This is a genomic window from Ruegeria sp. AH3 (genome assembly GCF_056536265.1).
In genome coordinates this window covers 1,040,758-1,065,134 of sequence record NZ_JBQFJL010000001.1, presented here as the reverse complement: position 1 = coordinate 1,065,134, position 24,377 = coordinate 1,040,758, and the positions used below count along the sequence as shown (strand labels likewise).

Sequence of the window (24,377 nt, the reverse complement as noted above, 5' to 3'; positions counted from 1 at the left end):
GTTAATTATAATTACTCTAAATAAATTATTACTCCGCGTAATTCGTTTATCAGGAACAAATTAATCAGTTTGATGTTCCTTGATCTCTTCATGCAAACTTGCTCCGCTTGGTACAACACCAGATGCGCGTTTTGAGGGGCTATCCATCAGACTATCTTGGTCACGTGAAATCTCATGAAACCATATCGGCAACACCATTTGAAACCCTAGTGCCACCAATAACTGCCCGGGGTCGTTGATTGTCAACGAGTTCCAACCAATCTCTTTGAATTTAAATGATTGAATCGAAATTCGATCAAGGATCAATGAACTCCAAGAGAACTGGCGTTGCACTTATGTGACCCTCACCTAACGACTAGTGTTTTCGTGGCTTCGACAGAGTAAAATCTTAATCCGTGTCAAAACGAAAAAGGCCGGGCGCTGGGCCCGGCCTTTCGATTTTAGTTATTCAGGATCACGCGCGACGACGACGACCACCTCCGCGGCGGCCACCACCAGCGGCGGCACCTGCTTCGTCAGGCGCTTTGTTGAACCTGATCCACTCACCGCCATGCGGGTCATTGTTGGTCAGCAGGTTCGCGGCGCGGATGGCTTCCATTTCTTTGCCCGCGCGCGGCTTGGTCGAGCCAAGGCCGAACAGCTGGCAGAACGTTTCATCATCCATATCCGCAGGTAGAACGATGCCCTTGGCTTCGACCTCGGCCTTTTTCTCGGCCAGTTTCTTGGGACCAACCGGCAGAGCGACCGGGTTCATGATCGCCGAGGTCATGCCTGCACCCATCGCCATCGGCAGGAACGCGTTGTTGATGCCGTGCCGGTTTGGCAGACCGAACGAGATGTTCGATGCGCCGCAAGTGGTGTTTACGCCCAACTCTTCGCGCAGACGGCGGACCAGAGCAAATACCTGATTGCCAGCGGTTGCCATCGCGCCAATTGGCATGACCAGCGGGTCAACCACGATGTCGTGCGCAGGGATGCCGAAATCGGCGGCACGCTCAACGATCTTCTTGGCCACGTCGAACCGCACATCGGGGTCTTCCGAAATACCGGTGTCGTCGTTCGAGATCGCCACAACCGGCACATTGTATTTCTTGACCAGCGGCAGAACCAGTTCCAGACGCTCTTCCTCACCCGTGACCGAGTTCAACAGCGGGCGACCCTCGGCAGCTTCCAGACCTGCCTCAAGCGCACCGGGAACCGATGAGTCGATGCACAGAGGCACTTCAACCAGCCCCTGCACCAGCTCGACGATTTTGGTCATCAGGGGCGGCTCGGTCTCGTTTGGGTTGGGGTTCGAGTTGTAAACAACACCCGCATTGATATCCAGAACGGTAGCGCCTGCAGCAACCTGAGCGATGGCGTCTTTCTCGACTGTCGAGAAGTCGCCTGCTTCCAGCTCGGCCGCCAGTTTCTTGCGGCCAGTCGGGTTGATCCGTTCACCGATCACGCAGAACGGTTCGTCAAAGCCCAGAACGGCAGTTTTTGTTTTTGATTCAACGACTGTACGGGTCATGTCCGGTCCTTAGGAGTTTACAGGCTTTGCCGAAGCGCCGCCGTTTTCAATCGCCCAGTTGGCGTTGGTCTTGATACCACCCAGCGGGAAGAAGTGCACTTTGGTGATGTTGAAGTCGGGGTTCGCGGCTTTGTGGTTCGCCAGTTCGGTCAGCACGTCTGTCGGCTCATAAGGCAGCAGCAGCTTCGAGACATCCATGGCGCGCTTCTGCAGAACCTTAAGCGACGGGCCGACGCCGCAGGCGATGGCGAACTTGATCAGGGTCTGAAGCTTGGCAGGACCAGCGATGCCGATGTGAATCGGCAGGTCGATGCCCGCTTCTTTCAGACTATCCGCCCAAGCGATGATCGGTTTGGCATCAAAGGCAAACTGTGTCGCCAGCGCCATTTCGGCGTCGGTGGTTTCCGAGAACTTCTGTTTCCAGCGCAGCGCATCGTCGACGTTCTTTGTCGAACCGTCGGGGTCGATGTCTTTGTTGCCTTCCGGATGACCAGCGACATGCAGATGCTTGAAGCCCGCCTTGTCAAAAAGACCGGTTTCCAGCAATTGCATCGAGCTGTCGAAATCACCGTGCGGGTTTGCAACCCCACCCGCCAGCAGCAGCGCCTGCTCAACCCCGGCTTCGCCCTGATACATGGAAATCCAGTTCTCCAGCGTCGCAGCGTCTTTGATGATCCGCGCCGGGAAGTGCGGCATCACGGGATAGCCTTCGTCGGCGATACGTTTGGCGGTTTTCACCATGTCTTCGATCGGTGTGCCCTCGATATGGGCAATGTAGACACGGGTACCTTCCGGCAACAACGCGCGGAAATCCTCGACCTTTTCTGCGGTACGCGGCATCACCTCGATCGAATAGCCTTGCAGGAAGGCTTCGACAGTCGGGTTCACCGGGGCCTTCGCGGCCGCATCACGTTTCTTGAAGTTCAGCAAAGCCATCGCGGCCTCCCATAAAGATTTGGGGCTCATGCCCAACCGTCGTTCGCGATCAGCGCTTTGATGCGGTCCTGATCGTATTCAGCTTCAAGGCGCACAGCTTCGGCCTCGGCAATCTCGGACGGGTCGCCCTCAACCGCAAAAGGCTCGGCCTTGCGCCATTCTGCCAGGTAGGCATCACTGTCCTTTGCGTTCACCTTCATGGCTGCCCGGTCGATGGCTTGCTCGAACCGTTCTTCCAGTTGCCGCTTGGCACCACGGCGGCCTTTGCCGACGATGACCTGAGCGGGAATGTCGCGCCAGTATACGATGGTGACGTCAGGCATTGCTGTGATTCCTTCTAACCCGATGGAGCGGTTCTAAACTTCAATGTGAGCTCGGGTCGGTCGATTTTCGACACCCGACGCTTTTCAAACGACCTTTTCGTTACGCCAGTCTTCCGGGCTTTTAGCCAATTCCTGGGCAAACACGCATAGCAAATTTCTCAATATCTCTGTGAATGCCCTTCATAAAAAGAAAAAACCCCGGACGGCATAAGCCATCCGGGGCGTTTCAAGGGTGGAAATCGGTTTAACCGACCAAACCGCCATCTTCGCGGGTAATCGCAATAATGGCCGAACGCGGCACCGCGTCACCACCTTCGGGCCAATGGCTGTTGCCATCCTCGCCCGGGTGCTGAATGCCCACAAACATGGTACGGCGATCCGGCGACCAGCTTAGGCCGGTGACCTCACATTCGTTCGGGCCAACTAGGAAGCGACGGATTTCCCCGGTGACCGGATCACCGGCCAACATCTGGTTGTTACCCTGCCCTACGAAGTCCCCTTCGTTGCCATAGTTGCCATCGGTCTGGATCCACAGCAGGCCATTGCTGTCGAATTTCAGGCCATCGGGCGAGTTGAACATGTTATCGGCATTGACGTTATCCGAACCCGCATAAGCGTCCTGATGCACGGTTGGGTTTCCTGCCAGCACGTACAGGTCCCAGCCAAAGCCCGGCGCTGTGTGGTCACCGCCGTCCGGGCGCCAACGCACGATCTGGCCATAATGATTGGCGTCACGCGGGTTCGGGCCATTAGCCGAGGTGTCGTCACCGCCAGCATTCGGCTTCACGCCACGGTTCTTGTTGTTGGTCAAACAGCAGTAGACCTCGGGTGCGTTCGGGTTGGCCGCAACCCACTCGGGCCGATCCATGGTAGTGGCCCCAACGGTCGATGCCGCCTGACGCGTGTGGATGCTGACTTCGGCAAGTGAAGCAAGACCGGTTGTCTCAGGTGTCAGCTCCAGCCACTCACCCGTACCATCGTCATTGAACCTGGCAACTGACAGAGTTCCGTTTTCCAGCAGAGCGTTGGTATCAACCCCAGCGGCATAAACGCCATCCGAAACGAAACGATACAGGAACTCACCCCGTTCATCATCGCCCATATAGACAACAACGCGGCCATCATTGTTGACGATGGTTTCAGCATTCTCATGCTTGAAACGACCCAAGGCGGTCAGTTTGCGCGGGGTCGAGTTTGGATCGGTCGGATCGATTTCAACCACGTAACCGGCGCGGTTCGGTTCGTTGGGGTTTTTCGAGACGTCGAACCGGTCGTCGATCTTGGCCCAGCCATAGCCCCAGTCTTTCGTCGAAACGCCATAGCGCTTCAGTTCGGCGCTGACCTCATGATTTTCGTCTTCTGCCGAGAAGTAGCCGTTGAAGTTCTCTTCACAGGCCAGATAGGTGCCCCACGGTGTCATGCCGTTGCCGCAGTTGTTCCAGGTACCTTTGGAAGTGGTGCCCGACGGATCAGCAGCAGTTTTCATCAGATCGTGACCTGCCGCCGGACCGGTAATGGCCATATCGGTCTGCGGTGTGATGCGACGGTTATATGGGCTGTCCTTAACGATACTCCAGGTGCCGTCGGCATTTGCAATCTCAACCACGGTGACACCGTGCGCCATCATGCCCTTCGCAACATCGTCATCCGAGGCCGCCTTGGCATCCGGATTGTTGCCCCAAAGGATATCGCGGTTGGTGTATTCGTTGTTCACAACCAGCAGAACATGACCGTCATGGAAGAAAACGTCCTGCCCATCGGTGTTGTCACCAAAGGCGCGTTCCTGACTGGCGGCAGTGCCACGCGTGGCGTGATCGAATTCGGGCGCGTCGGACCACAGTGGATCACCCCAGCGCACCATGACTTCGGCCTTGTAGCCCGCAGGTACAATCACGTCGTCTGCGGTGGAAACAGGGATCGCTTCGAACGAGAACCGGTCCGTCGCAGCGCGCGCACCCGATGGAATAAGCGAGCCGCCAACAGCCGTGAAGCTACCCACTGCCAGAACGCCGCCCAGAAAGCCGCGACGCGACAACGCACGTTCGACCACGCGGTCAAATTCGCATTCTTCCGGACGTGGATTCACAACTTCGTCAAATTCATCGAATGTCAGGATGCGCTCATCTTTCATGGCAGTCTCCGTATCTGGCTGAGAGCTTGTAAGGAATCCCGATCAAGGGATCAGCACGGAATTCGCATTTCAGTATGAACGCAGTGTGACAGTCCAGGTAATTTCAAAACTGAAATCACTTGCGCGTCGGCGATACGCCGCCTAGGGTCAAACTAACTCGAAAATCGGAGGGCGTGACGAATGGCGCCCAAGCGTCCCAAAGGTGCGGGCGCGTTCCCGAAGGCGGTCGAAAGCCCCGCGCCGGCAAGACCCGATCCGGATGCACTCTACGCGGCACTGGATCTGGGAACAAATAGCTGCCGCATGTTGATAGCCCAGCCCAAGGGCAGCGGGTTCCATGTGGTAGACAGCTTCTCCAAATCGGTGCAGTTGGGCGCCGGTCTGGAACGTACCGGACGACTGTCGCGGGCGTCTATGTCGCGTACCGTTCAGGCCCTTCGGATCTGCCAGCAAAAGCTGAAACGCAACAAGGTCAAGCGCATGCGCCTGATCGCAACCGAGGCTTGCCGCCGAGCCAAGAACTCGCGCGATTTCATCCGGCAAGTGCGGCGTGAAACCGGCCTGACTCTCGAAATCATCCAGCCCGAGGAAGAAGCGCGTCTGGCCGTGATTTCCTGCGCTCCACTTGTTTCGACCAAGACCGAACAGTTGCTGGTGGTGGATATCGGCGGCGGCTCGACCGAGCTGGTGTGGATCGACATCTCATCCGTTCCGCGACGCGACCGTCCGGCGGCGATCATGCGGTTGCACAATGGCTTCCACACCGCCGACAGCCCATTCCCTGCTGCCAAGGTCGTCGACTGGATCAGCGTCCCGCTGGGTGTTGCCACCTTGCGGGATCAGTTCAATGACGTCGAAGACGATGCAGCGCGCTTCGCTCTGATGAGTTGGTTCTTCGAAGAGAATCTGGCCGACTTTGCGCCTTACAAGGACGAGCAAGCCCGCGAAGGCTTCCAGATCGTCGGCACCAGCGGCACGGTCACGACCGTCGCGGCCTCTCACCTGGGTCTGAAGCGTTATGACCGAACCAAGGTCGATGGGCTGCGCATGACCAGCGATCAGATCGACAAAGTGATCCGCGGCTATCTGGAACTCGGACCTCAGGGACGGCGCAGGGATCCCCGGATCGGCGATGATCGGCAGGCCCTGATCATGTCCGGCTCAGCCATCTTGCAGGCACTGCTCAGATGCTGGCCCACCGATCGCCTTTCGGTGGCAGACCGCGGCTTGCGCGAAGGCCTTCTTTACGCACAGATGAGCGCGGACGGTGTATTGGAAGACGGGCCGTTCTGATTGCTCACAGACGCCTTTACAGTAGTTGCCATCGCCTACCGTACCAGCACCGCTGCAACTGCAATCTGCTCACTCGAAGCTGCGGGTTTTGACGTTTTCAGCCCGGGTTTCAACTTGGTTAGCGTGGCTCCGCACTGGTCTTGGGCGATTGGCGGCATCCATATTGCCGTACCAAACTCTCAGGCTTCGGAGGCCCGGGATCTGATACGCAGCTTCGAGCCATCAACACGGGATCGGCCATCTTGTACTGCGCAGATAATGAATGGTGCGGGTTGGTTGGCGTTTGGCATTTCTTCACCATGGCCAGACCTGCTAGTGAGGGACTAGCGTCGCCTTGCCACTCATCCAGCAAGGCGGTATGGACGGTCAGCTTTCAGGAGATCAATCACATGGCGAAGACACCGAGTGGAAAGAACATCTCGGGTCGCGGGCAACGTGACCTGAAGGTTAAGGTCAAAACCGCGCGCGGGCGCAAGCTGAGTTCGACCCGTTGGCTCGAACGGCAGTTGAACGACCCATATGTAAAACGCGCGCAGGTCGAAGGGTATCGCGGACGCGCGGCCTTCAAGATATTGGAACTGGACGACAAATTCCGGTTTCTGGTGCCGGGCGCTCGCGTGGTCGATCTGGGCTGCGCCCCCGGCGGCTGGCTGCAGGTCGCGGTCAAGCGGGTCAACGCGCTGGGTGAGAAAAGCGGAAAGCGTATTGGCACCGTTCTTGGGGTCGATCTGCAAGAGGTCGAACCAGTCGCAGGCGCAACCGCCCATGTGCTGGATTTCATGGAAGATGACGCCGATCAGAAAGTCAAAGACTGGTTGGGCGGCAAAGCGGATGTGGTGATCTCGGACATGGCCGCAGCCTCGTCGGGTCATAAGCAGACTGACCATTTGCGGATCATGGCACTGTGTGAAACCGCTGCCTATTTCGCATTCGACGTGCTGGAAGAAGGTGGCACTTTTGTTGCCAAGGTTCTGGCCGGTGGGGCCGAAGGGGATCTGCAGAAGCTGCTGAAGCAGAAATTCACCAAGGTCGCCAACGTCAAACCGCCGGCATCCCGATCGGACAGCTCCGAGAAATTTGTGGTTGCTACAGGCTTCCGGGGCTGAACGTCAGTCGAGATCGATCCTGCCCTGTGCCAGACGCTGTTCGCGCAGAGAAGCCGCGGCGATGCCTTGCAGCAACAGCGCCTCACCATGGTTGATATCCACGGGCTTGCGCGCGCGCAGTTCCTCGATCCTCTGATCCAGAGTTGTGTTCCGCGTACCAGACAATTGCGGCGGACGTGTTGCTGAACGATCCGACATAGCTCACCTTTAGTTTCAAGGGTGAGTTTAGTGAGACAATGAGCCCGCATCGTGGCGGAAATCGGTCTGTTCGATGCCGGTCATTGCGCCAGTTCGCTCGCCAATTGGCGCAGGATTGGATCTTCGGGAAGCACCTCAAGGCCCTCAGCCAGAACATCCAAAGCAGCCTGTCGGCCGCGGTTGATATGCGCGAGTTGGACCAGCATCGGCCAAGCCTCGGCGCGCTGGGGATCCAATAAAACAACTTCGCGGAAAGCCCGCTCTGCCGCCGGTGCGTTGCGTAACGTCAGTGCGAGGCCGCCCAGAACCAGATGGGTTTCGGGAAAGTCCAAACGATTGGACATGCTGCGCTGCCAGTCTGCCATACCCTGCTGTGCATTGGCGTTCTGCTGAGGAGTGAGGGCTTGAGGCGGGATCGGCAGGAACTCTTTCGCAGTGGCGATGCGCACGTTGCGCAAGGGGTCCGACAAAAGGGGTTCCAGCCGCGAGATACGCTCAGCCAATGGAGCTTGTCGTTGCAGAACTACCGCGTTGGCACGCACCAAAGGGTCAGGGTCGGTCAGGGTCGGCATCAACGCCTCGGCTAAATCAGGCGAAGCAAAGGGTTGCAGCAAGTAAAGAGCCGTGGCTCGCACGACACCTGCCTGCTGCGTATTCAGAGCAATCACCGTCAATGCATCAGGGTTATCCAGTTGGCCACCGGCGGCATCCGCAAACGTTGTTCCGTAGTGTGCTGTCCTGTGTGTGGCCTCGGGAAACCAGCCTTCGATCTCTCGCGCGGCCCAGGGTTGATCCTGATCCGTGTGACAATCGGTACAGGCATCGACCCCAAGCCCCAGATCAGGTCTCGGGATACGAAAACTGTGGTCACGGCGGCCATCGACGCCCATATAGACCCGCTCGATCATGTGGCAGCTTTTGCACTGGGCCCCCTCCGACTCCTCGGCATGATGGTGGTGGTCCGGAGTGTCGTACTCGGCCTGTCGCAGCGTTGGAAATTCGGGATTGCCCGCGGGCGAATGACACTGCGTGCAGACACCATTGCCCTCGGCTTTCAGGTCGGCCCGGTGGGCATCATGGCAATTCATGCAGCCCACGCCGCGCGCATACATGCGGGATTGCAGGAATGAGCCATAAACATAGACCTCATCCAGTATCTGCCCGTCCGGATAATATTGGCCCGGGCGCAAAACGGCGAGATTGTAAGCGTCATGATAGGCGGTTCCAGGCAAGGGATTGCCGTCTTCCAAGGCCTCGCGCCGGGAATGGCAACCCGCGCATTGTTGAATCTCAGCCTCGGTCTGGCCCCTGCCCCAGCTCATGGAGAACCCAAACTCGGTCAGCCCATCGTTCAGTTCTTTGCCTGTGACCCATTCCAGATGCGCAGACCCTGGCCCATGGCACGCCTCACACCCGACACCAATCTCAGCCTGTGTCGAGGCGTAGGTTCTGGTGACAGCATCATAGTTCTTCACATACCCGGTCGCGTGACATTCAGCACAGCGCGCATTCCAGTTCTTATATGGCCCCGTCCAGTGCAAACCGTCATCCGGCGGCAAGTTCTGATCGGGGTAGAGATGGAACCAACGGCCCTTTTCCGTATCCCAGACAACATCGAAACTCTGCAGTCTGCCGGGTTCTGTTTCGAACAGGTATTGCTGCAATGGTTCGATGCCGACGACCGAATGAACGGGATAATCCGTGGTGGTGCCATCCTTTTCGGTCACCCGCGCGCTGAATGTACCGTCCTGATCGCCAAACGTGACCGTCATCCCGTCATGTTCAAAACCGGTGCCCGCAAAATCCGCCGAAACCTTGCCATCCGACACATCAGTCCACGCAAGGGCGTGGTGCGAGCCTCGCCACGCGGCAGCCTCCTCCTGATGGCAATCGATGCACGCTTCGGACCCGACATAATCCTGCGACCAACCGGTCTGAGCCATCGCCAACAGCACGACCGCTGTCAGGACAACTCTCATCCGTCCTCTGCCTTTTTCAGATCGATCAGCGCGCCATTATACTCCGCGCCAAGGATGAGCATGGCCGAGCAGAGATAAAGAAAAATCAGCGCCGCCATCGCACCCGCCAGCCCGGCATAGGTCGCGCTGTAAGATGCGAACTGAGCGATATAGACAGAAAATCCCCAACCGCCCGCAGCCCAAAGCGCCAGCGTCAGCACCACCCCCGGCAGAATCTGTGCCAGACTGTGGCGTCGTGTCGGCAAAACCAAATGCGCCAAAAGGACCGTCCCCACCGGCACGGCGACAGTGAAGGTCCAGCGCAAGCGGTCGACCGAAAGCCAGTTATCGACATCCACCGCCGTCGTCTCGGACACCAGACGCGTGTAGACCGGTAAAACCACCTCGACCGCCGCGATGGCGAGGATTGCTGCGCCGCCGATGATGACCAAAGCAAAACACAACAGCCGCGTTTTCCAGAACGGCCAGCTGTCCTTATCGTGATAGGCCTGCGTCATCGCCTTGCGCACAGCTGCGACGCCGTTCGAGGCAAAATAGATCGCCAACAGACCGCCCAGAGTGATTACGCCCGAGCCGGCCCCGGCCAACACCGCGCGCAGTTCTGCAATGATCGGGTCGGCGACATCCTTGGGCCACGCGCCAAAGATCAGTTCGATCAGTTCATCCGTAACATAGCCCTGCGATAACGCCCCGGCCAACGCCACAGTAAACAGAACGAACGGAAACAGCGCCATCATCAATGACATGGCGACATGGCTGCTCATGACAAAGCCGTTCTTGTCATTGAACCGCCGCACCGCAAGCCAGAGGCCTCGCACAAACTGGCCGGAGGATGGAATCGCAATACGTGACATTTTCTGACCCTAACCTGCCTTCCCACCACTCTGAACTGCCAATCTGTGTGGTTTTGTGAATTTTCGCACGTAAGCACCTGCGCGGATTGCATAAACCGGCAAGCCCGTGCAGGATCGGCCTCAACGCACAGCAAGGTTATCCAATGAACCCCGATGACAACCAGGCTCGGCCCCGTCTTCAACTGGGCGTACTGCGCGACATTGCGATTGTCGCCACTCTGGTCGTGCTGGGCCTTTATGCGGGGGCCAACTTTCTGGTGCCGCTGACCATGGCTCTGCTGGTCAATGTCCTGATCATTGCGCTGAGCGATCGGGTCATCGCCCTGACCCGCGCGCCGATCTGGCTGGCAAATATCGCTGGTGTGACGGTGGTTTTGGCGGGCTTGTTCATGATCATGTACATCCTCGGCAGTCAGGCCACGCAGTTCGCCCGCTCAATCAATACCTATGAAAGTCAATTCGACGGCGCCGTGAACAGGATCACCGGGCTTGTGGGCAATGATGTGACCAGCTTTATCCGGGACAATCTGGTCAGTATCGACATGTCCTACGTGGCGCGCGTGTTGTTGGGCAGCGCAACATCCCTGCTCAACCAGTTCTTTCTGATCAGCCTCTATGTGGCCTTTCTGATGGCCGAGCGTCTGGCCTTTCGCAAGAAAATCCAACTTGCAGCGGGTAGTCCGCAGCTTGGGGCGGATCTGGCTGCGGTGCTGGATGCGATCTCGTTCAGCCTGCAGCGCTATGTTGGAGTGAAAACCCTGATCAGCCTGATCACAGCCACCATCAGCTATTCCATTTTCAAGCTTTTGGGGCTGGAATACGCAGAGACCTGGGCCGTCCTGACCTTCGCCCTGAACTTCATTCCATCAATCGGTTCGATCATCGCTGTGATCTTCCCGGCCATGATTGCGTTGGTGCAATTCGAGACTATCGGGCCCTTCCTCGTGATCGTACTGGGCTGCGGGACCATCCAGTTCGTGATTGGCAACTTTCTGGACCCTGCCATGCTGGGCCGTTCGCTGAACATGTCGACCTTCCTTGTGATCCTGGCGCTGACCTTCTGGACAACGGTCTGGGGCCTGATTGGCGCGTTTCTGAGCGTGCCGCTGACGGTCTGCATCCTGATCATCTTTAGCCACATCCCGGCCTTACGTCCCGTCGCGATCTTGATGTCGCTGGACGGCAGGCTAGGTGAAGACGGCGATGCACGAGCCACAAAATAACCAATGCGCCGCCCTATATTCATAGGGTCCGAGATCTATCGGAACTCGACTTATGGCGCGAAGCATCCTCTGGCGATCCCGCGCGTGTCCACTGTGATCGATCTGTGCCAGTCATTAGGGTGGCTCGATTCGGAAAACTACAGGGTAAGCCCATGCGCCAAACCAAAGGCGCTGCACAGGTTTCATGCACCGGACTATATTTCGGCGCTGCAACGGGCGGAAAAGACCCAGTCGGTCACTGACGATGTTAAACGCAAATATGGGCTGGGAACATTGTCCAACCCGGTCTTTGCTGAGATGTATCGACGCCCGGCAACCGCCGCCGGTGGGTCCATGCTGGGCGCAGAACTGATCCGCGACGGAGGGATCGTCTTCAACCCGGCCGGGGGTACCCATCATGGGATGGCCGACCGGGCCAACGGATTTTGCTATTTGAACGATCCCGTTCTCGCAATCCTCAGGCTACTTGATCTGGGGCTGGAGCGAATCGTCTATGTAGACATAGATGCGCATCACTGCGATGGAGTCGAGGCTGCCTTTCACGGCTCGACCAAGGTGCGGATGATCTCAGTGCATGAGGCCCGCAGATGGCCCTTCACGGGACAGCTGGAAGATGACGCGGGCGGTGCCGCCTGGAACCTGCCCGTTGATCGCGGACTGAACGACGATGAGTTTCAGGCCATACTGGACGAGATGATCCTTCCGGTAACTCAGGCATTCCACCCGCAGGCCATTGTCTTGCAATGCGGCGCTGATGCGGTGGTCGAAGACCCCTTGTCCCGGCTGGCTTTGTCAAACAATTCACATTGGCGTGCCGTCGCCGGCCTTCAGGCCCTGACGTCCCGATTTCTGGTCCTCGGCGGTGGCGGGTATAACCCATGGTCCGTGGCACGTTTGTGGAGCGGGGTTTGGGCCACCCTGAACGGGTGTGACATTCCATCAAACTTGGGCGAAGATCAGCAAACGATCTTGGATGGCCTGTATTGGAACCGAAAACTCAGGCAGAAAAGGCCAAAGCATTGGTCAACCACGCTGCGTGATCCTTGTAGCCCGGGACCTATCCGCGAGCAGATTACGATTGATATTCAAAAACTCATAAACCGGAATTCCTAGTGGCCCGAACGCCGTCGTCCTGATAACAATTTAACATCACTTGAAAATCCCGAGTCTCGGCTTTCGCAGACATCTGGTTGCAAAGCCTGCATATCGGGCGGTTACGGGATATTCTTTATGAGCGCACTCAACCAGATCATGGATCTCAGATCCCTTATGGGCCAATCGATCATCGGTCAGACCGAGGTCATTGATCGCCTGCTGATCGGTCTTCTGGCAAATGGCAACCTTTTGATCGAAGGCCTGCCTGGCCTGGCCAAGACGCGCGCGGTCAAGGCAATGGCGAAGAACATGGATGCAAGTTTTAGCCGCATTCAATTCACGCCGGACCTGTTGCCCTCGGATGTGACCGGAACCGAGATTTTCCAGCAAACCGATACAGGGGGTGAGTTCAAATTCGAACCCGGACCCATCTTCGCCAACATCGTTCTTGCGGATGAGATCAACCGAGCACCCGCCAAAGTGCAGGCCGCCCTGCTGGAAGCGATGGAGGAGCGGCAGGTCACCGTTTCCGGCACCACCCACAAGATGGAACCCCTGTTCATTGTGATTGCGACGCAGAACCCCATCGAGCAGGAAGGCACCTACCCTTTACCTGAGGCTCAGATGGACCGGTTTCTGATGCATGTGCAGATCACATATCCCCCGGTTGAGGACGAAGTGGAAGTGATCCGCCTTGTCCGGAGTGAAGAAATCGCTGCTGCCAAAGGTGGGTCCGCTGAAACCCCCGCAGCCATTCCGCAGGATGTTGTTTTTGCCGCCCGTTCCGAGATTGGGCAAATCCACGTCTCAGACGCGATGGATCGCTATATGGCCGACCTCGTACAGGCGACGCGCACGCCCGAAGCTTTAAGCCCGGAACTTGCGAGTTGGATTGAGATTGGAGCGAGTCCGCGTGCATCGCTGGCGCTAGACAAATGCGGGCGCGCGCATGCCTGGATGAACGGTCGCGATTATGTCGATCCTGCGGACATCCGCGCCATTGCGCATGATGTATTTCGCCATCGCGTGACCCTTAGTTTCCAAGCCCAAGGATCGGGAAAATCCGCGGATGATGTGATCGCAGAACTGTTGCGCTTGGTTGCATTGCCCTAGTCACCACGGAAATCGGAGCATGACTCAGACTGCGCCATATCCGAACGACCCACGCATCCATGTCGATGCTGACCATCTTTTGCGGCTGGGGCTCAAATCGCGGGCACTCAGCCTGCTACCTCACCAACCCGCGCGCTCGATCCTGAATGGTCGTCACGCCTCGCGCTTACGCGGCCGCGGCCTGAATTTTGAGGAACTGCGCAGCTACTTGCCCGGTGACGACATCCGAACCATCGATTGGAAGGTCACTGCGCGCACGGGAAAGCCCCATGTCAGGGTCTATACCGAGGAGCGTGATCGCCCTGCTCTTCTGCTGGTCGATCAGCGCATTTCGATGTTCTTCGGAACAAAAATCTACATGAAATCCGTCATCGCTGCCGAAGCTGCTGCGATTGCGGCGCATCGGATTCTTGGCCAAGGCGATCGTGTCGGAGGCCTCGTATTTGGCGACACAGACGTTGCCGAACACAGACCACAGCGCCGCGCAGCAGCCCTTACCCGGTTTTTGTCCTCCATCGGAGCTGCCAATTCACGCTTACATGCAGGCTTGAATCCACAGCCAACTGTGTCTCTGAACGATATACTTTCGGAAGCTGCGCGCATCACCCAGACCAGTGGATTGATCTGCCTGTTTTCGGACTGTGATGGGCTGGATGCCGGGTCGGAACCTTTGTTGCGCCGCATAGCGCTCTCAAACGATCTGATCGTGTTCAATATTGCGGATCCAACGGCTCAGGTTCTTGCGCCGAACTTGAAAATGACGGTTTCCGACGGTGACGAGCAGATCGAAATCGACAGTTCCGACCCTGAATTATCAGCAAAAATCCGAAAATCCATGGAGGATCGGTTGGCGCAACTGCACATCTGGTCCCGACGATATGGTTTTCCGGTCATTTTTTTGACAACGGCGGAATCCGCGTTGGATCAGTTGCTGCGCTTGTTTGGACATCGTGGGGGGCTGAGATGAGTGTCGATACCACAGGAAAATCCTTGGTTGATCTGTTGGACATGCTCGAACCCGCGCCGGAGCCTACGGTTATTTCGATGATGCCCCAGACATGGGGGTGGGTTGCGATCGCCGCCGTCCTGCTGAGTATCGCTGCTTTCGGCACAGTCATGATCCTTAGGCACAGGCGCATGAATGCCTACAGGCGGTACGCGCTGGCAGAGCTTGCGTCGCCCGATATCTCTGCCTCAAAGGTTGCCGAAATCCTTCGCCGCACTGCACTGGCCGCGTATCCGCGCGAACAAGTTGCGGGAATTTATGGTGAAGATTGGCTGAGGTTTCTATCTCAAACAATTGATGGTAAATCGTTTAACGAAGAAACAGGGCAACTGCTGGCAAAAGCCCCATATCAAGACACCCCACCAAACCCTGCCATCACGCAGCTTGCACGGCACTGGGTCAAATCCCACAAATCGTATCGGAGAACGTGATGTTTTCGTTCGCTGCTCCGTGGGTTTTTCTGTTATTTCCGTTGCCGTTGCTGGTTTACTTTCTTGCTCCACCCCAGCGCGAAAAAGCTGCTTCCATACGCATTCCATTCTTTCGCCGTGTTGCGAAGGCGGCGGGTGTTGAGCCGAAATCAGGTTCATTGATCCCAGGTCGGTCCCAGCTTCAAATGGCGAGTGTAGTGTTGATCTGGATTCTATTGGTGCTGTCGCTGGCCCGTCCGGAACGATTAGGCGATCCTATAGTGATAGAAAAGTCAGCGCGTGACGTCGTTCTTGCATTAGACATTTCGGGCTCAATGGATCAGCGCGATTTCGAAACCGAATCTGGCGCCCCGATGCAAAGGCTGGAGGCTGTCAAAGACGTCTTGAGAAAATTTATTTCCGAACGAGATGGCGATAGAATGGCCCTGATTATCTTTGGCACACGCGCCTTCATTCAAGCACCTTTCACGGAAGACCTGAATAGTTTGAATGGGTTCCTGGATCAAACTCAAGTTGGAATGGCAGGTCCGAATACCGCCTTGGGCGATGCGATCGGGCTCGGGATCAGAACGTTTGATTCCAGTGAGGTCGACCAACGTCTCATGATCGTCCTCAGCGACGGAGCCGATACGTCAAGCCGAATGACACCGATAAATGCTTCGACAATCGCCGCTGAAAAAAATGTGGTCGTCTATACGATTGGCGTCGGAGATCCCAACGCGTCGGGAGAAGACCGCGTGGATCTGCAAACGCTGAAGGACATCGCCGATCGCACCGGAGGCGAATACTTCTTTGCCGACGACACCTCAGCTCTCGCACAGACCTACGAACGCATTGATCAGCTCAACCCCAGAACAGTGGAAACTCAAAGCTATCGTCCCACACAAAGCCTCACCCATATTCCGTTGGCATTTGCATTGATTGTCATTCTTATCAGCGCAATCGGGTTCCATTTCTCCCAGCGGCGTAAGGAGGTCATACGGTAATGGAGCTGTCTGATTTCCATTTTATTCGAGGCTATTACCTTCTGCTTCTCATCCCGATCGCCGCTTTGTGGTGGGTGATCAGGCCTAAATCCGCAATTGAGGCCAAGCCGCCCGCGGGGATAGCTCCACATCTGGCCGCTACTTTGCAGGTGGATAAGGACGAGACCCGCCACGTTCAGCCAATTGATGTCGCGATGATCATCGCGACACTTGTCGCCCTTGCGGCCTCAGGTCCTACTTGGTCGCGCGCATCCAATCCGCTGATCGCGGATACCGCCCCATTGGTGATCGCCCTCAAAGTCACGGACAGTATGAATACCGCTGACCTTGCGCCCTCGCGGTTGGAACGCGCAAAGTTCAAAATCGCCGATCTGATTAACGAACGTTCTGGCGCGCGCACCGCCCTGATAGCATATGCAGGAACGCCGCACCGTGTGGCCCCCTTGACCGAAGATGCCAACATCCTTCGCCCTCTGCTCGAGGGTTTAACGCCAGCGGTCATGCCAGTCGAAGGCGACGCCGCAGCTGACGCCATCGTGTTGGCTCGATCCATACTGGAGGACAGCGAGAACCCGGGGGCTGTGCTGTTCGTATTGGACGACATCGATCCGTCTCAAGTGCCTGAAGTAAATACCTCAACTACCAATATTTTCTTTCTAACAATGTTGCCAGATAGTGGACGTATTCCACAGCTGGATAACATCCAGGGCGCATCGGTCGTTCCGTTCTCCGACGACAATCGAGACATTGATCGACTGCAACGCCAGATTCAATCAGCCTACACAGCCGCGCTGGATGAAGATGACCGCCTGGACTGGCAGGATAACGGCTGGATCCTGGCGTGGCCCGCCGCCTTGTTGTCGTTGCTATGGTTCAGAAAAGGCTGGGTGATCCGTTGGGCTTTGCTGGCGATATTCGTTCTGCCACCCTCCGGAGCGCGCGCCGATGGGTGGCGAGATTGGTTCCTCACTCCCGACCAGCAAGGACAGATTGCGATGAACCAAAAGCGCTTTGGCGATGCCGCGGAATTGTTTGAGGACCCCTATCACAAAGGTTATGCCTATCTAAGGGACGGGCAGTATCCGCAAGCGTCCACCATTTTTGCCGGGCTGGACACTCCGGAAGCGGCGTTTGCCGAAGGCATGGCCCGAATACGAAACCGAGAATATCGCCCAGCCATTCTGGCCTTCGAGACCGCTCTGGATCGGCGTCCGGGTTGGCCCGAAGCGCAGCACAATCTCGAGCTGTCCAAAGCTATCCTGGATTTTGTCGAAACGACCCGCGAACAGTCCGATACAGGCGAGGAAGCTGGCATCGGTGCGGATGACACAGTGTTCGACAATGACGCGGCGCGCGGTAGCGAAACTACGATTCAGGCGCCCAAGGACGGGCCACAGACGCTTTCAGCAGATCAGTGGATCAGTACGATTGATACCGATATGCAGGATTTCTTGCGCAACCGGTTTCTTCTGGAAAATCAGGAGCAAAAGGAATGAGATACGTTATCTTCTTCATTCTTCTTTTCGCTCGTCCCGTGTTCGCTCAGGGCAGCGAAGCGACTGCGCCTCAGGTCACAATCGAAGTCCCTGACGAGCCTGTCATTGTAGGTCAACCGACGATCGTCCGGATCAGGGTTTTGGTGCCGACCTACATGCCGCAACCTCCGGTGTTTCCTTCATTGGAACAACAAAACCTTTTGGTTCGACTGCCTGAGCGCGCTTCGGGACCGATCAGCGAGACGGTGAATGGAGCGACCTGGTCCGGCGTTCAGCGCAGCTATCGCTTATATCCTTTGGCGGCAGGACCGGTTTCGTTTAACTCGCAAGAGATTGTCGTGACTTATGCCGATCCTCAGACCAACGACCCTGTTCAGGTTTCGTTGGCACTCCCGCCTGTGCAGCTCAACGCCGAGGTGCCTGAAGGTGCCCGAGGACTTGATCCGTTGATCATCGCAACCGGGTTCTTGCTTGAACAGCAGGTGAACGGCCCGACCGATATGCAGGCCGGTGATGCCATCACACGCGAACTGATCGCGCGGATCACAGGCACCACACCACTGTTGATCCCCAAATTGACGCCGCCTGATCCCGCCTCCTTGCTGAGCGCATATCCCAAGGAGCCTCGCTTTACAGAAGCAGAAGATCGTGGAGTGCTGTCCGGAACACGCGTCGAAGAGACAGTATATATCGCGCAGGAGGGTGGCGAGACGCAATTACCCGCTGTGTCAATCAACTGGTTCAATTTGCAGACCAACAAAGTCGAAACGACCTCGATCCCTGCAACCGAGCTGATTCTGGCGCCGCCAAAGTGGCAGCCTCCCGACACGGAAACCCTTGTTAGAGCAGCACTTTGGATCGCGTTTATTGTTTCGGCTTCATGGCTTGCGGTACGATTTATTCGCCCACGCTATCGGGTCTGGAACGATGCGCGGCAGTTTAGATATCTTGCCTCAGGAAAATACGCCACTGACGCCTTGAAATCTGCGTTGCAGGCGCAGGATTTAGCCGCTGCTTATGGGGCTTTGGAGCTTTGGAAAAAGCGCAGCGATCGACCCGATCACGCATTACCGCTCGAACGCAGCCTGACTACGATTGGAGCCGCGCGGTATTCCGGCGGGAACCAGAAACCCTCTGAAGATTGGGCTTCGGCAATGCAATGCCTGAAAGACTTAGACCGTACCGCACGACCCGAGCGCGGAGCGTTGCCACCGCTCAATCCCTAGGAGTCAACTTTGACAGTTCGCGATCAATTTGCGCCTGTCAATCAAACGTAGTCGACCATATCCCAACTCAACCAAGCCCAAATCCGCCAAGCGGTGAAGGCTGCGACGCAATGTCGGTTGTGACACTGCAACCATCGCCGCAAGCTCGTCCTGAGACACAATGATCCAGCCATTGGATTTCGACGTGCCCTCGTCCAGATGCAGCAGACGCAGAACCAGACGTTTTTCCGAACCTGTGACCGCCAAGTTCGCCATGATACGCAGGGCTGTTTTCATGTTTTCCCGCGTCAACGCATAGAAATCGCGGACATATTCAGGATTTTCTTGAACCAGCCGCTCTATACGAGAGCTGGGAAAGAACAGCGTACGAGTCTTCTGAGTGCTCACGACGCTGACCAGTCGTTGCGCCTCGGCAAAAAGTGCAAGGTCCCCAATCCAGAAGCCTATGCCATCCCGATGAAGCACGAATTCCTGCCCATCATCGGCTGGTGCCGTGATCTGTACAGATCCATCAAGTACCGCGTGGATACCATTTGCCGGGTCGCCATGGTGATAGAGGGTTTCGCCAGGATCGAAAGTTCTGGCAACTGCACAGGTCAAAAGGTCGTTTTGGAACTTTGCATCACGCGTGCCAAACCAGTCGGTTTGGGTCAGAGTTCTCATATCGTCATCATTATCAAACATTAGCATCTTTCAAAATGATCATATGATAGGTTTTCGACACGTTTCATCGCTTAAGCTAGTTCCGTTCGATTCCCGGACCATTACATATTTTTTCTGTCGGTAATCAACAGCTTGCGCACGGCTTCAAAGTTCAGACTAGTCGCTGCCTCTAAAACTCAATTGGTCGGGCCATTAAAGCTCGCTTAGTCAGGAGCACCCTATGTCACCTCCACAAATGATTGCAGATAGCTGGCGCAACACGATGCGCAAGTTCGCAGTTGCGACCTTTTCCGTCGCGCTCGCCCTGCCCGCCTGGGCGCAGGATCAGAAGCCCAATATTCTGGTGATATGGGGCGATGATATCGGTCAGTCGAACATTTCGGCCTATACCATGGGTCTGATGGGGTATCAGACACCCAACATCGACCGCGTGGCCAATGAAGGCATGATCTTTACCGATTACTATGGTGAACAATCCTGCACCGCCGGTCGGTCGTCCTATATCATGGGACAGTCCGTGTTCCGGACCGGCCTGTCGAAGGTTGGTCTTCCCGGTGCTGATCTTGGTATGCAGGTCGAAGACCCGACCATCGCGGGTTTGTTGAAAGACCACGGATATGTCACTGGTCAGTTTGGCAAAAACCACCTTGGCGACAAGGATGAGCATCTTCCGACAAACCATGGATTTGATGAATTTTTTGGCAACCTCTACCACCTGAACGCAGAAGAAGAGCCAGAAAACGAGGACTATCCGGGTGACCGGGTACTGTCCGATGGTCGTACCTTCCGCGAGGCGTATGGTCCACGCGGCGTCATCAAATCCAAGTCCGATGGCACCATCGAAGACACGGGCCCTTTGACCCGCAAACGCATGGAAACCGTGGATGACGAAACCGTGGCTGCGGCGATCGATTTCATCCAGCGGGCACATGAGCAAGGCCAACCCTTCTATGTCTGGTGGAACGGCACGCGAATGCATTTCCGCACCCATGTCAAAGACGAGATGCGCGCAAAGGCCAATGAAATTTCGGGCCGCGTTGCGGATGAATACACTGCGGGCATGATCGAACACGACATGCATGTTGGGCAATTGCTGGATCTGCTGGACGAGCTTGGCATCGCCGACAACACGATCGTCCATTATTCCACAGATAACGGACCGCACATGAACACCTGGCCCGATGCGGCAGCGACGCCATTCTGGGGTGAAAAGAACACCAACTGGGAAGGTGGATGGCGCGTTCCATCCATGGTGCGCTGGCCGGGTCAGATTGAAGCCGGGTCTGTGACCAATGAAATCGTCCATCACATGGACTGGCTGCCCACTTACCTTGCGGTTGCCGGTGATCCCGACATCAAGGAAAAGCTGAAGGCCGGTTACAGTTCCTCTGGCATGGGGCGCGAGTACAAGGTGCATCTGGATGGCTATAACATGCTGCCTCTGCTGACCGGTGCAAGCACTGAGAGCCCGCGCAAAGAGATCTTCTATTTCTCGGATGATGGCGACCTCACGGCGCTGCGCTTCGAAGATTGGAAACTGATCTTCCTTGAGCAGAAAGCATGGGCAACCCTGCGCGCCTGGATCGAACCATGGACCGAGCTGCGCATCCCTCTGATCGTCAATCTGCGGCGCGACCCGTATGAACGGGCCTATCGGACCTCCAACACCTACTATGACTGGCTGCTGGACCGGGCCTATTTCCTCGTGCCGGCCCAACAATATGTTGGCGCTTTCCTAGGCACGTTCGAGGAGTTCCCACCCCGTCAGAAAGCTGCCAGCTTCAACCTGGATCAGGTCATGGAGAAGCTGACAACGCCGACCAACAACTAGGATCGGCAGTTCTGCATCATTGGTCGCCCTGTAAAGGGCGGCCTTTTAGCATTGTAAAACCGGTGAGATTCTCATGCGACACGTTGTTCTAGGCGCCTTATTGGCCTTCACGCCGCTGCCTCTGCTTGCGGACCCTTTACCCAGTTGGAATTCGACGGGTACGAAAGAGGCAATCGTCGAATTTGTTAGCGCGGTTACTGATCCGGAAGGGTCGGACTATGTAACCCCGGCAGATCGGATTGCCGTCTTCGACAATGACGGCACGTTATGGGCTGAACAGCCGGTATATTTTCAGTTCATCTTCGCGATGGACCGACTGGCTGAACTGGCTAAACAAGATCCCGGCATTCTCTCGACCCCTACCCTGAAAGCAGCTGCCGAAGGTGATCTCGAGACCGTTTTTGAAGGCGGGCATGACGCTTTGATTGAGGTGATCAACGCCACCCATTCCGGCGAAAGCGTCGAAGATTTTCAGACCTCCGTCGCCACGTGGCTGAACACCGCGCGTCATCGCGACACCGATCTACCTTACAACCAAATGACCTATCAACCGATGGTCGAACTGCTGCGCTATCTGCGCGATGAAGGGTTCACAACCTATATCGTCTCGGGCGGTGGGCTGCATTTCATGCGCGTCTTTGCAGAAGAGGCCTATGGTATCCCCCCGGATCAGGTCCTGGGCACCTACGGAGAGACTGTCTATGACACGTCGGGGAATGCTCCGATGATCATAAAGGCCCCTGGGATTGCCTTTGTCGACGACAAGGAGGGCAAGCCAATCAACATCGAACGGACCATCGGCAAACGTCCCGTTCTGGCCGGGGGCAACTCGGACGGGGATTTCGCCATGCTGGAATGGACAACGGCCGGCGACGGGCCGCGTCTGGGCGTTTTGATCCATCATACCGACCCTAATCGGGAATGGGCCTATGATCGTGAAAGCCCGATCGGGCGGCTGGTCGACGGGCTGGATAAGGGGCCGGATATGGGCTGGGTCATAGTTGATATGGCCAAGGACTGGTCGCGCGTCTACACTGGGACAAACTGAACAATCCCGGACTGTTAGACGCCGATGTGGACCTTGCTCGTTTCGATTTCTGTATTCGCGCTTTACTGTGCGGCAGTGGTCTTTTCGGTGCGGGCAGCCCAAACCGCGCGTACCCCACAAGGTGCAGTCGGCTGGGTGGTGTTCCTGTTGTCAGCACCAGTCTTTGGTGTTCCGCTCTATCTGTTTCTCGGCCACCACCGATTTCGTGGCTATCGCATCGCCCGTCAGGAAAGCGAGCGCGTAGTCGAGGGAATCAAGACCTTCGCCGATTTCTCGAAACCCGACCCGGAAACCTTGCGGATCAATCCGCGACCGTTCGAGGCCCTTGCCCACCTACCCGTTTCGCGCGGCAATGGTGCCGAGCTGTTGATCGATGGACAAGCCACCTTTGATGCCATCCTGGACGAGATAGACAAGGCCAGAAACTATGTGCTGATTCAGTTCTACATCGTGCGTGACGATGACCTTGGTCGGCAGGTTCAAGAGCGTCTGATCGCTGCCGTCAAACGTGGCGTGCATGTGCGATTCATGACCGATGCGGTCGGCAGCTATGGTTTGCCTACCAGCTATCTCGAAACCCTGCGTGAAGGTGGGGTTGATGTTGCGGATCCCCGCGAACAACGCGGCCCGAATTTCCGGTTCCAGCTGAACTATCGCAACCATCGCAAGACGGTGATCATCGATGGTGAAACCGGATTCATCGGGGGCCATAACATCGGGGTGGAGTATCTTGGACAAAGCCCTCGGTTCGGGCGTTGGCGCGATACGCATATCCGAATGACCGGCCATGTCGTCCGGCAGCTGCAATTGATCTTCACCGAAGACTGGCATTGGGCCCGGGATGAAGACCTGATCGACGAGCTCGACTGGGCTGGCAGCGAATCTGATCAGGATATGAACGCTCTGCTTGTGGCGACCGGCCCAGGCGACGAGACGGAAACCGGTTCGATGATGTTCTTTGCCGCCATCACCGAAGCAAAAGAGCGCCTTTGGATTGCCTCACCTTATTTCGTGCCGGACATCGACATCATGACCGCCCTGCAACATGCCGCGCTGCGCGGTGTTGATGTGCGCATTCTGGTGCCCGACGTAATCGATCACCGCCTGCCTTGGCTGGCCGCCTTTGCCTATTTCGACGAAATCCGCGACTGCGGCGCGCGGGTGTTCCGCTATACCGACGGGTTCATGCATCAGAAGGCTTTTGTCGTCGATGATACCTTGGCGGCGGTTGGCACCACCAATCTCGATAACCGCTCTTTCCGGCTGAATTTCGAGGCGATGGCCCTGTTCTTTGACCCGCGCGCAGCAAATGCGGTGGCACAGATGCTCGAGACCGATTTCGAATCGAGCTACGAACTGACCCAAAATCTACTGCAACAACCGGCGCATATACGCTTTGGCGCACCCCTCGCGCGGCTCTTTGCGCCGATCCTCTAGCTCAGGAACCGTTCTTCGAACACGCGAGTCATCAGGGCGACAAGGAAAGCGGTGGACAGGCCAAATGCCAGCAGCCCCGTAACCGAGGCGAACGCCCCGAATATCCGCAACCCTTCACCCAGAACGATGTCGCCGTAACCCAGCGTCGTGAACGTCACCAACGAAAAATAAAGCGCCGAGTTCCAGTCCGGCAACACATCCCCCAGCACCCAGACAATCGCCCAGATCCAGACCTGCACGGTATGAGTTAAAACGATAAACAAAAGCGCCACCGTAATCGGCCCCGCAGTCGCTATGATCGTATTTCGCGTCTCCCACCAGTCCACCAGTCTGCGGATGACGATGACACAGACGGTCAGAAGAATAATCTCGATCAGAAAGCAAATGCCCAGATAGAGGCTGCCCCAAAGGATTTGCTGTGACAAAGTCATGAAACGGCCTCGGACCTCTGCGCTGACGTTGTTTGCAGCATGGGGCTTTCTGTGTCGG

The 24,377-nt window shown here is 56.6% G+C and carries 23 protein-coding genes; 13 read left to right on the top strand and 10 right to left on the bottom strand.

Annotated features, from left to right (window positions below; all coding sequences use genetic code 11):
* Positions 1 to 60 precede the first annotated feature (60 nt).
* The 5 genes from ACR3EM_RS05250 to ACR3EM_RS05230 form a co-directional block, all read right to left on the bottom strand.
* Entirely contained in the window at positions 61 to 333 is a 273-nt protein-coding gene (locus tag ACR3EM_RS05250; RefSeq protein ID WP_480469753.1) for a hypothetical protein, read from the bottom strand.
* Between the two features lie 121 nt (positions 334 to 454).
* On the bottom strand, positions 455 to 1,513 hold the full coding sequence (locus ACR3EM_RS05245) for a methyltetrahydrofolate cobalamin methyltransferase (protein WP_480469752.1): 1,059 nt from the start codon (positions 1,511 to 1,513) through the stop codon (positions 455 to 457).
* 9 nt (positions 1,514 to 1,522) lie between these two features.
* Positions 1,523 to 2,449: a methylenetetrahydrofolate reductase gene (locus ACR3EM_RS05240; RefSeq protein ID WP_480469751.1), complete on the bottom strand. Its 927-nt coding sequence runs from the start codon at positions 2,447 to 2,449 to the stop codon at positions 1,523 to 1,525.
* Between the two features lie 26 nt (positions 2,450 to 2,475).
* On the bottom strand, positions 2,476 to 2,772 hold the full coding sequence (locus tag ACR3EM_RS05235; protein WP_480469750.1) for a virulence factor: 297 nt from the start codon (positions 2,770 to 2,772) through the stop codon (positions 2,476 to 2,478).
* Positions 2,773 to 3,016: 244 nt separating this feature from the next.
* The gene (locus tag ACR3EM_RS05230; protein ID WP_480469749.1) at positions 3,017 to 4,903 is read right to left on the bottom strand and encodes a PhoX family protein; all 1,887 of its coding nucleotides are present in this window, start codon (positions 4,901 to 4,903) and stop codon (positions 3,017 to 3,019) included.
* Positions 4,904 to 5,083: 180 nt separating this feature from the next.
* Between ACR3EM_RS05230 and ACR3EM_RS05225 the strand changes: the two genes are divergently transcribed.
* Together ACR3EM_RS05225 and ACR3EM_RS05220 are read left to right on the top strand one after the other, a co-directional pair.
* A complete protein-coding gene (locus ACR3EM_RS05225) occupies positions 5,084 to 6,196 on the top strand; it encodes a Ppx/GppA phosphatase family protein (protein WP_480469748.1) in 1,113 nt (370 codons plus the stop codon).
* A 389-nt stretch (positions 6,197 to 6,585) separates the two neighbouring features.
* A complete protein-coding gene (locus ACR3EM_RS05220) occupies positions 6,586 to 7,302 on the top strand; it encodes an RlmE family RNA methyltransferase (protein ID WP_480469747.1) in 717 nt (238 codons plus the stop codon).
* Between the two features lie 3 nt (positions 7,303 to 7,305).
* Here the strand turns inward: ACR3EM_RS05220 and ACR3EM_RS05215 are convergent, their stop codons facing one another.
* The 3 genes from ACR3EM_RS05215 to ACR3EM_RS05205 form a co-directional block, all read right to left on the bottom strand.
* Complete coding sequence (locus tag ACR3EM_RS05215; protein WP_480469746.1) at positions 7,306 to 7,500, bottom strand: hypothetical protein; 195 nt, start codon at positions 7,498 to 7,500, stop codon at positions 7,306 to 7,308.
* Positions 7,501 to 7,580: 80 nt separating this feature from the next.
* Positions 7,581 to 9,479, bottom strand: coding sequence for a multiheme c-type cytochrome (locus ACR3EM_RS05210; RefSeq protein ID WP_480469745.1), 1,899 nt, complete (start codon positions 9,477 to 9,479; stop codon positions 7,581 to 7,583).
* Entirely contained in the window at positions 9,476 to 10,333 is an 858-nt protein-coding gene (locus tag ACR3EM_RS05205; RefSeq protein WP_480469744.1) for a YihY/virulence factor BrkB family protein, read from the bottom strand. Before ACR3EM_RS05205 ends, ACR3EM_RS05210 begins: the two co-directional genes overlap by 4 nt.
* Before the next feature lie 143 nt (positions 10,334 to 10,476).
* Here ACR3EM_RS05205 and ACR3EM_RS05200 point away from each other — a divergent pair, with 143 nt between their 5' ends.
* The 8 genes from ACR3EM_RS05200 to ACR3EM_RS05165 all read left to right on the top strand — a co-directional run bounded on the left by ACR3EM_RS05200 (position 10,477) and on the right by ACR3EM_RS05165 (position 18,909).
* On the top strand, positions 10,477 to 11,556 hold the full coding sequence (locus ACR3EM_RS05200) for an AI-2E family transporter (RefSeq protein ID WP_480469743.1): 1,080 nt from the start codon (positions 10,477 to 10,479) through the stop codon (positions 11,554 to 11,556).
* A gap of 3 nt (positions 11,557 to 11,559) precedes the next feature.
* Positions 11,560 to 12,669: an acetoin utilization protein AcuC gene (locus tag ACR3EM_RS05195; RefSeq protein WP_480469742.1), complete on the top strand. Its 1,110-nt coding sequence runs from the start codon at positions 11,560 to 11,562 to the stop codon at positions 12,667 to 12,669.
* A 117-nt stretch (positions 12,670 to 12,786) separates the two neighbouring features.
* Positions 12,787 to 13,764: an AAA family ATPase gene (locus ACR3EM_RS05190; protein WP_480469741.1), complete on the top strand. Its 978-nt coding sequence runs from the start codon at positions 12,787 to 12,789 to the stop codon at positions 13,762 to 13,764.
* A gap of 19 nt (positions 13,765 to 13,783) precedes the next feature.
* Positions 13,784 to 14,731 (top strand): DUF58 domain-containing protein, encoded by a 948-nt coding sequence (locus tag ACR3EM_RS05185; protein ID WP_480469740.1) that lies wholly within the window; start codon positions 13,784 to 13,786, stop codon positions 14,729 to 14,731.
* Positions 14,732 to 14,754: 23 nt separating this feature from the next.
* On the top strand, positions 14,755 to 15,201 hold the full coding sequence (locus ACR3EM_RS05180; protein ID WP_480469739.1) for a DUF4381 domain-containing protein: 447 nt from the start codon (positions 14,755 to 14,757) through the stop codon (positions 15,199 to 15,201).
* Positions 15,201 to 16,187, top strand: coding sequence for a VWA domain-containing protein (locus tag ACR3EM_RS05175; RefSeq protein ID WP_480469738.1), 987 nt, complete (start codon positions 15,201 to 15,203; stop codon positions 16,185 to 16,187). The genes ACR3EM_RS05180 and ACR3EM_RS05175 overlap by 1 nt, the downstream gene beginning before the upstream one ends.
* Positions 16,187 to 17,683 (top strand): VWA domain-containing protein, encoded by a 1,497-nt coding sequence (locus ACR3EM_RS05170; RefSeq protein WP_480469737.1) that lies wholly within the window; start codon positions 16,187 to 16,189, stop codon positions 17,681 to 17,683. Before ACR3EM_RS05175 ends, ACR3EM_RS05170 begins: the two co-directional genes overlap by 1 nt.
* Positions 17,680 to 18,909 (top strand): hypothetical protein, encoded by a 1,230-nt coding sequence (locus ACR3EM_RS05165; protein WP_480469736.1) that lies wholly within the window; start codon positions 17,680 to 17,682, stop codon positions 18,907 to 18,909. The genes ACR3EM_RS05170 and ACR3EM_RS05165 overlap by 4 nt, the downstream gene beginning before the upstream one ends.
* A 3-nt stretch (positions 18,910 to 18,912) precedes the next feature.
* Here the strand turns inward: ACR3EM_RS05165 and ACR3EM_RS05160 are convergent, their stop codons facing one another.
* A complete protein-coding gene (locus ACR3EM_RS05160; RefSeq protein ID WP_480469735.1) occupies positions 18,913 to 19,572 on the bottom strand; it encodes a Crp/Fnr family transcriptional regulator in 660 nt (219 codons plus the stop codon).
* Between the two features lie 262 nt (positions 19,573 to 19,834).
* On the opposite strand from ACR3EM_RS05160, the gene ACR3EM_RS05155 reads away from it, so the two are divergent.
* The 3 genes from ACR3EM_RS05155 (at position 19,835) to cls (ending at position 23,888) form a co-directional block, all read left to right on the top strand.
* Entirely contained in the window at positions 19,835 to 21,403 is a 1,569-nt protein-coding gene (locus ACR3EM_RS05155) for an arylsulfatase (RefSeq protein WP_480471896.1), read from the top strand.
* A gap of 73 nt (positions 21,404 to 21,476) precedes the next feature.
* Positions 21,477 to 22,451, top strand: a complete 975-nt coding sequence (locus ACR3EM_RS05150) for an HAD family hydrolase (RefSeq protein WP_480469734.1) — start codon at positions 21,477 to 21,479, stop codon at positions 22,449 to 22,451.
* 24 nt (positions 22,452 to 22,475) lie between these two features.
* Complete coding sequence (gene cls / locus ACR3EM_RS05145) at positions 22,476 to 23,888, top strand: cardiolipin synthase (RefSeq protein ID WP_480469733.1); 1,413 nt, start codon at positions 22,476 to 22,478, stop codon at positions 23,886 to 23,888.
* Here cls and ACR3EM_RS05140 read toward each other — a convergent pair.
* The gene (locus tag ACR3EM_RS05140; RefSeq protein ID WP_480469732.1) at positions 23,885 to 24,319 is read right to left on the bottom strand and encodes an ion channel; all 435 of its coding nucleotides are present in this window, start codon (positions 24,317 to 24,319) and stop codon (positions 23,885 to 23,887) included. The two genes, cls and ACR3EM_RS05140, sit on opposite strands and share 4 nt — an antisense overlap.
* Positions 24,320 to 24,377 lie beyond the last annotated feature (58 nt).

What these genes read in the sequence shown, in the direction of transcription:
- ACR3EM_RS05175 (WP_480469738.1), top strand. Translation starts at nt 15,201, where the DNA reads ATGTTTTCGTTCGCTGCTCCGTGGGTTTTTCTGTTATTTCCGTTGCCG.
- ACR3EM_RS05230 (WP_480469749.1), bottom strand. Translation starts at nt 4,903, where the DNA reads ATGAAAGATGAGCGCATCCTGACATTCGATGAATTTGACGAAGTTGTG.
- ACR3EM_RS05205 (WP_480469744.1), bottom strand. Translation starts at nt 10,333, where the DNA reads ATGTCACGTATTGCGATTCCATCCTCCGGCCAGTTTGTGCGAGGCCTC.
- ACR3EM_RS05225 (WP_480469748.1), top strand. Translation starts at nt 5,084, where the DNA reads ATGGCGCCCAAGCGTCCCAAAGGTGCGGGCGCGTTCCCGAAGGCGGTC.
- ACR3EM_RS05165 (WP_480469736.1), top strand. Translation starts at nt 17,680, where the DNA reads ATGAGATACGTTATCTTCTTCATTCTTCTTTTCGCTCGTCCCGTGTTC.
- ACR3EM_RS05220 (WP_480469747.1), top strand. Translation starts at nt 6,586, where the DNA reads ATGGCGAAGACACCGAGTGGAAAGAACATCTCGGGTCGCGGGCAACGT.
- ACR3EM_RS05140 (WP_480469732.1), bottom strand. Translation starts at nt 24,319, where the DNA reads ATGACTTTGTCACAGCAAATCCTTTGGGGCAGCCTCTATCTGGGCATT.
- ACR3EM_RS05235 (WP_480469750.1), bottom strand. Translation starts at nt 2,772, where the DNA reads ATGCCTGACGTCACCATCGTATACTGGCGCGACATTCCCGCTCAGGTC.
- ACR3EM_RS05245 (WP_480469752.1), bottom strand. Translation starts at nt 1,513, where the DNA reads ATGACCCGTACAGTCGTTGAATCAAAAACAAAAACTGCCGTTCTGGGC.
- ACR3EM_RS05150 (WP_480469734.1), top strand. Translation starts at nt 21,477, where the DNA reads ATGCGACACGTTGTTCTAGGCGCCTTATTGGCCTTCACGCCGCTGCCT.
- ACR3EM_RS05200 (WP_480469743.1), top strand. Translation starts at nt 10,477, where the DNA reads ATGAACCCCGATGACAACCAGGCTCGGCCCCGTCTTCAACTGGGCGTA.
- cls (WP_480469733.1), top strand. Translation starts at nt 22,476, where the DNA reads ATGTGGACCTTGCTCGTTTCGATTTCTGTATTCGCGCTTTACTGTGCG.
- ACR3EM_RS05170 (WP_480469737.1), top strand. Translation starts at nt 16,187, where the DNA reads ATGGAGCTGTCTGATTTCCATTTTATTCGAGGCTATTACCTTCTGCTT.
- ACR3EM_RS05190 (WP_480469741.1), top strand. Translation starts at nt 12,787, where the DNA reads ATGAGCGCACTCAACCAGATCATGGATCTCAGATCCCTTATGGGCCAA.
- ACR3EM_RS05195 (WP_480469742.1), top strand. Translation starts at nt 11,560, where the DNA reads ATGCGCCGCCCTATATTCATAGGGTCCGAGATCTATCGGAACTCGACT.
- ACR3EM_RS05240 (WP_480469751.1), bottom strand. Translation starts at nt 2,449, where the DNA reads ATGGCTTTGCTGAACTTCAAGAAACGTGATGCGGCCGCGAAGGCCCCG.
- ACR3EM_RS05210 (WP_480469745.1), bottom strand. Translation starts at nt 9,479, where the DNA reads ATGAGAGTTGTCCTGACAGCGGTCGTGCTGTTGGCGATGGCTCAGACC.
- ACR3EM_RS05215 (WP_480469746.1), bottom strand. Translation starts at nt 7,500, where the DNA reads ATGTCGGATCGTTCAGCAACACGTCCGCCGCAATTGTCTGGTACGCGG.
- ACR3EM_RS05155 (WP_480471896.1), top strand. Translation starts at nt 19,835, where the DNA reads ATGCGCAAGTTCGCAGTTGCGACCTTTTCCGTCGCGCTCGCCCTGCCC.
- ACR3EM_RS05185 (WP_480469740.1), top strand. Translation starts at nt 13,784, where the DNA reads ATGACTCAGACTGCGCCATATCCGAACGACCCACGCATCCATGTCGAT.
- ACR3EM_RS05160 (WP_480469735.1), bottom strand. Translation starts at nt 19,572, where the DNA reads ATGAGAACTCTGACCCAAACCGACTGGTTTGGCACGCGTGATGCAAAG.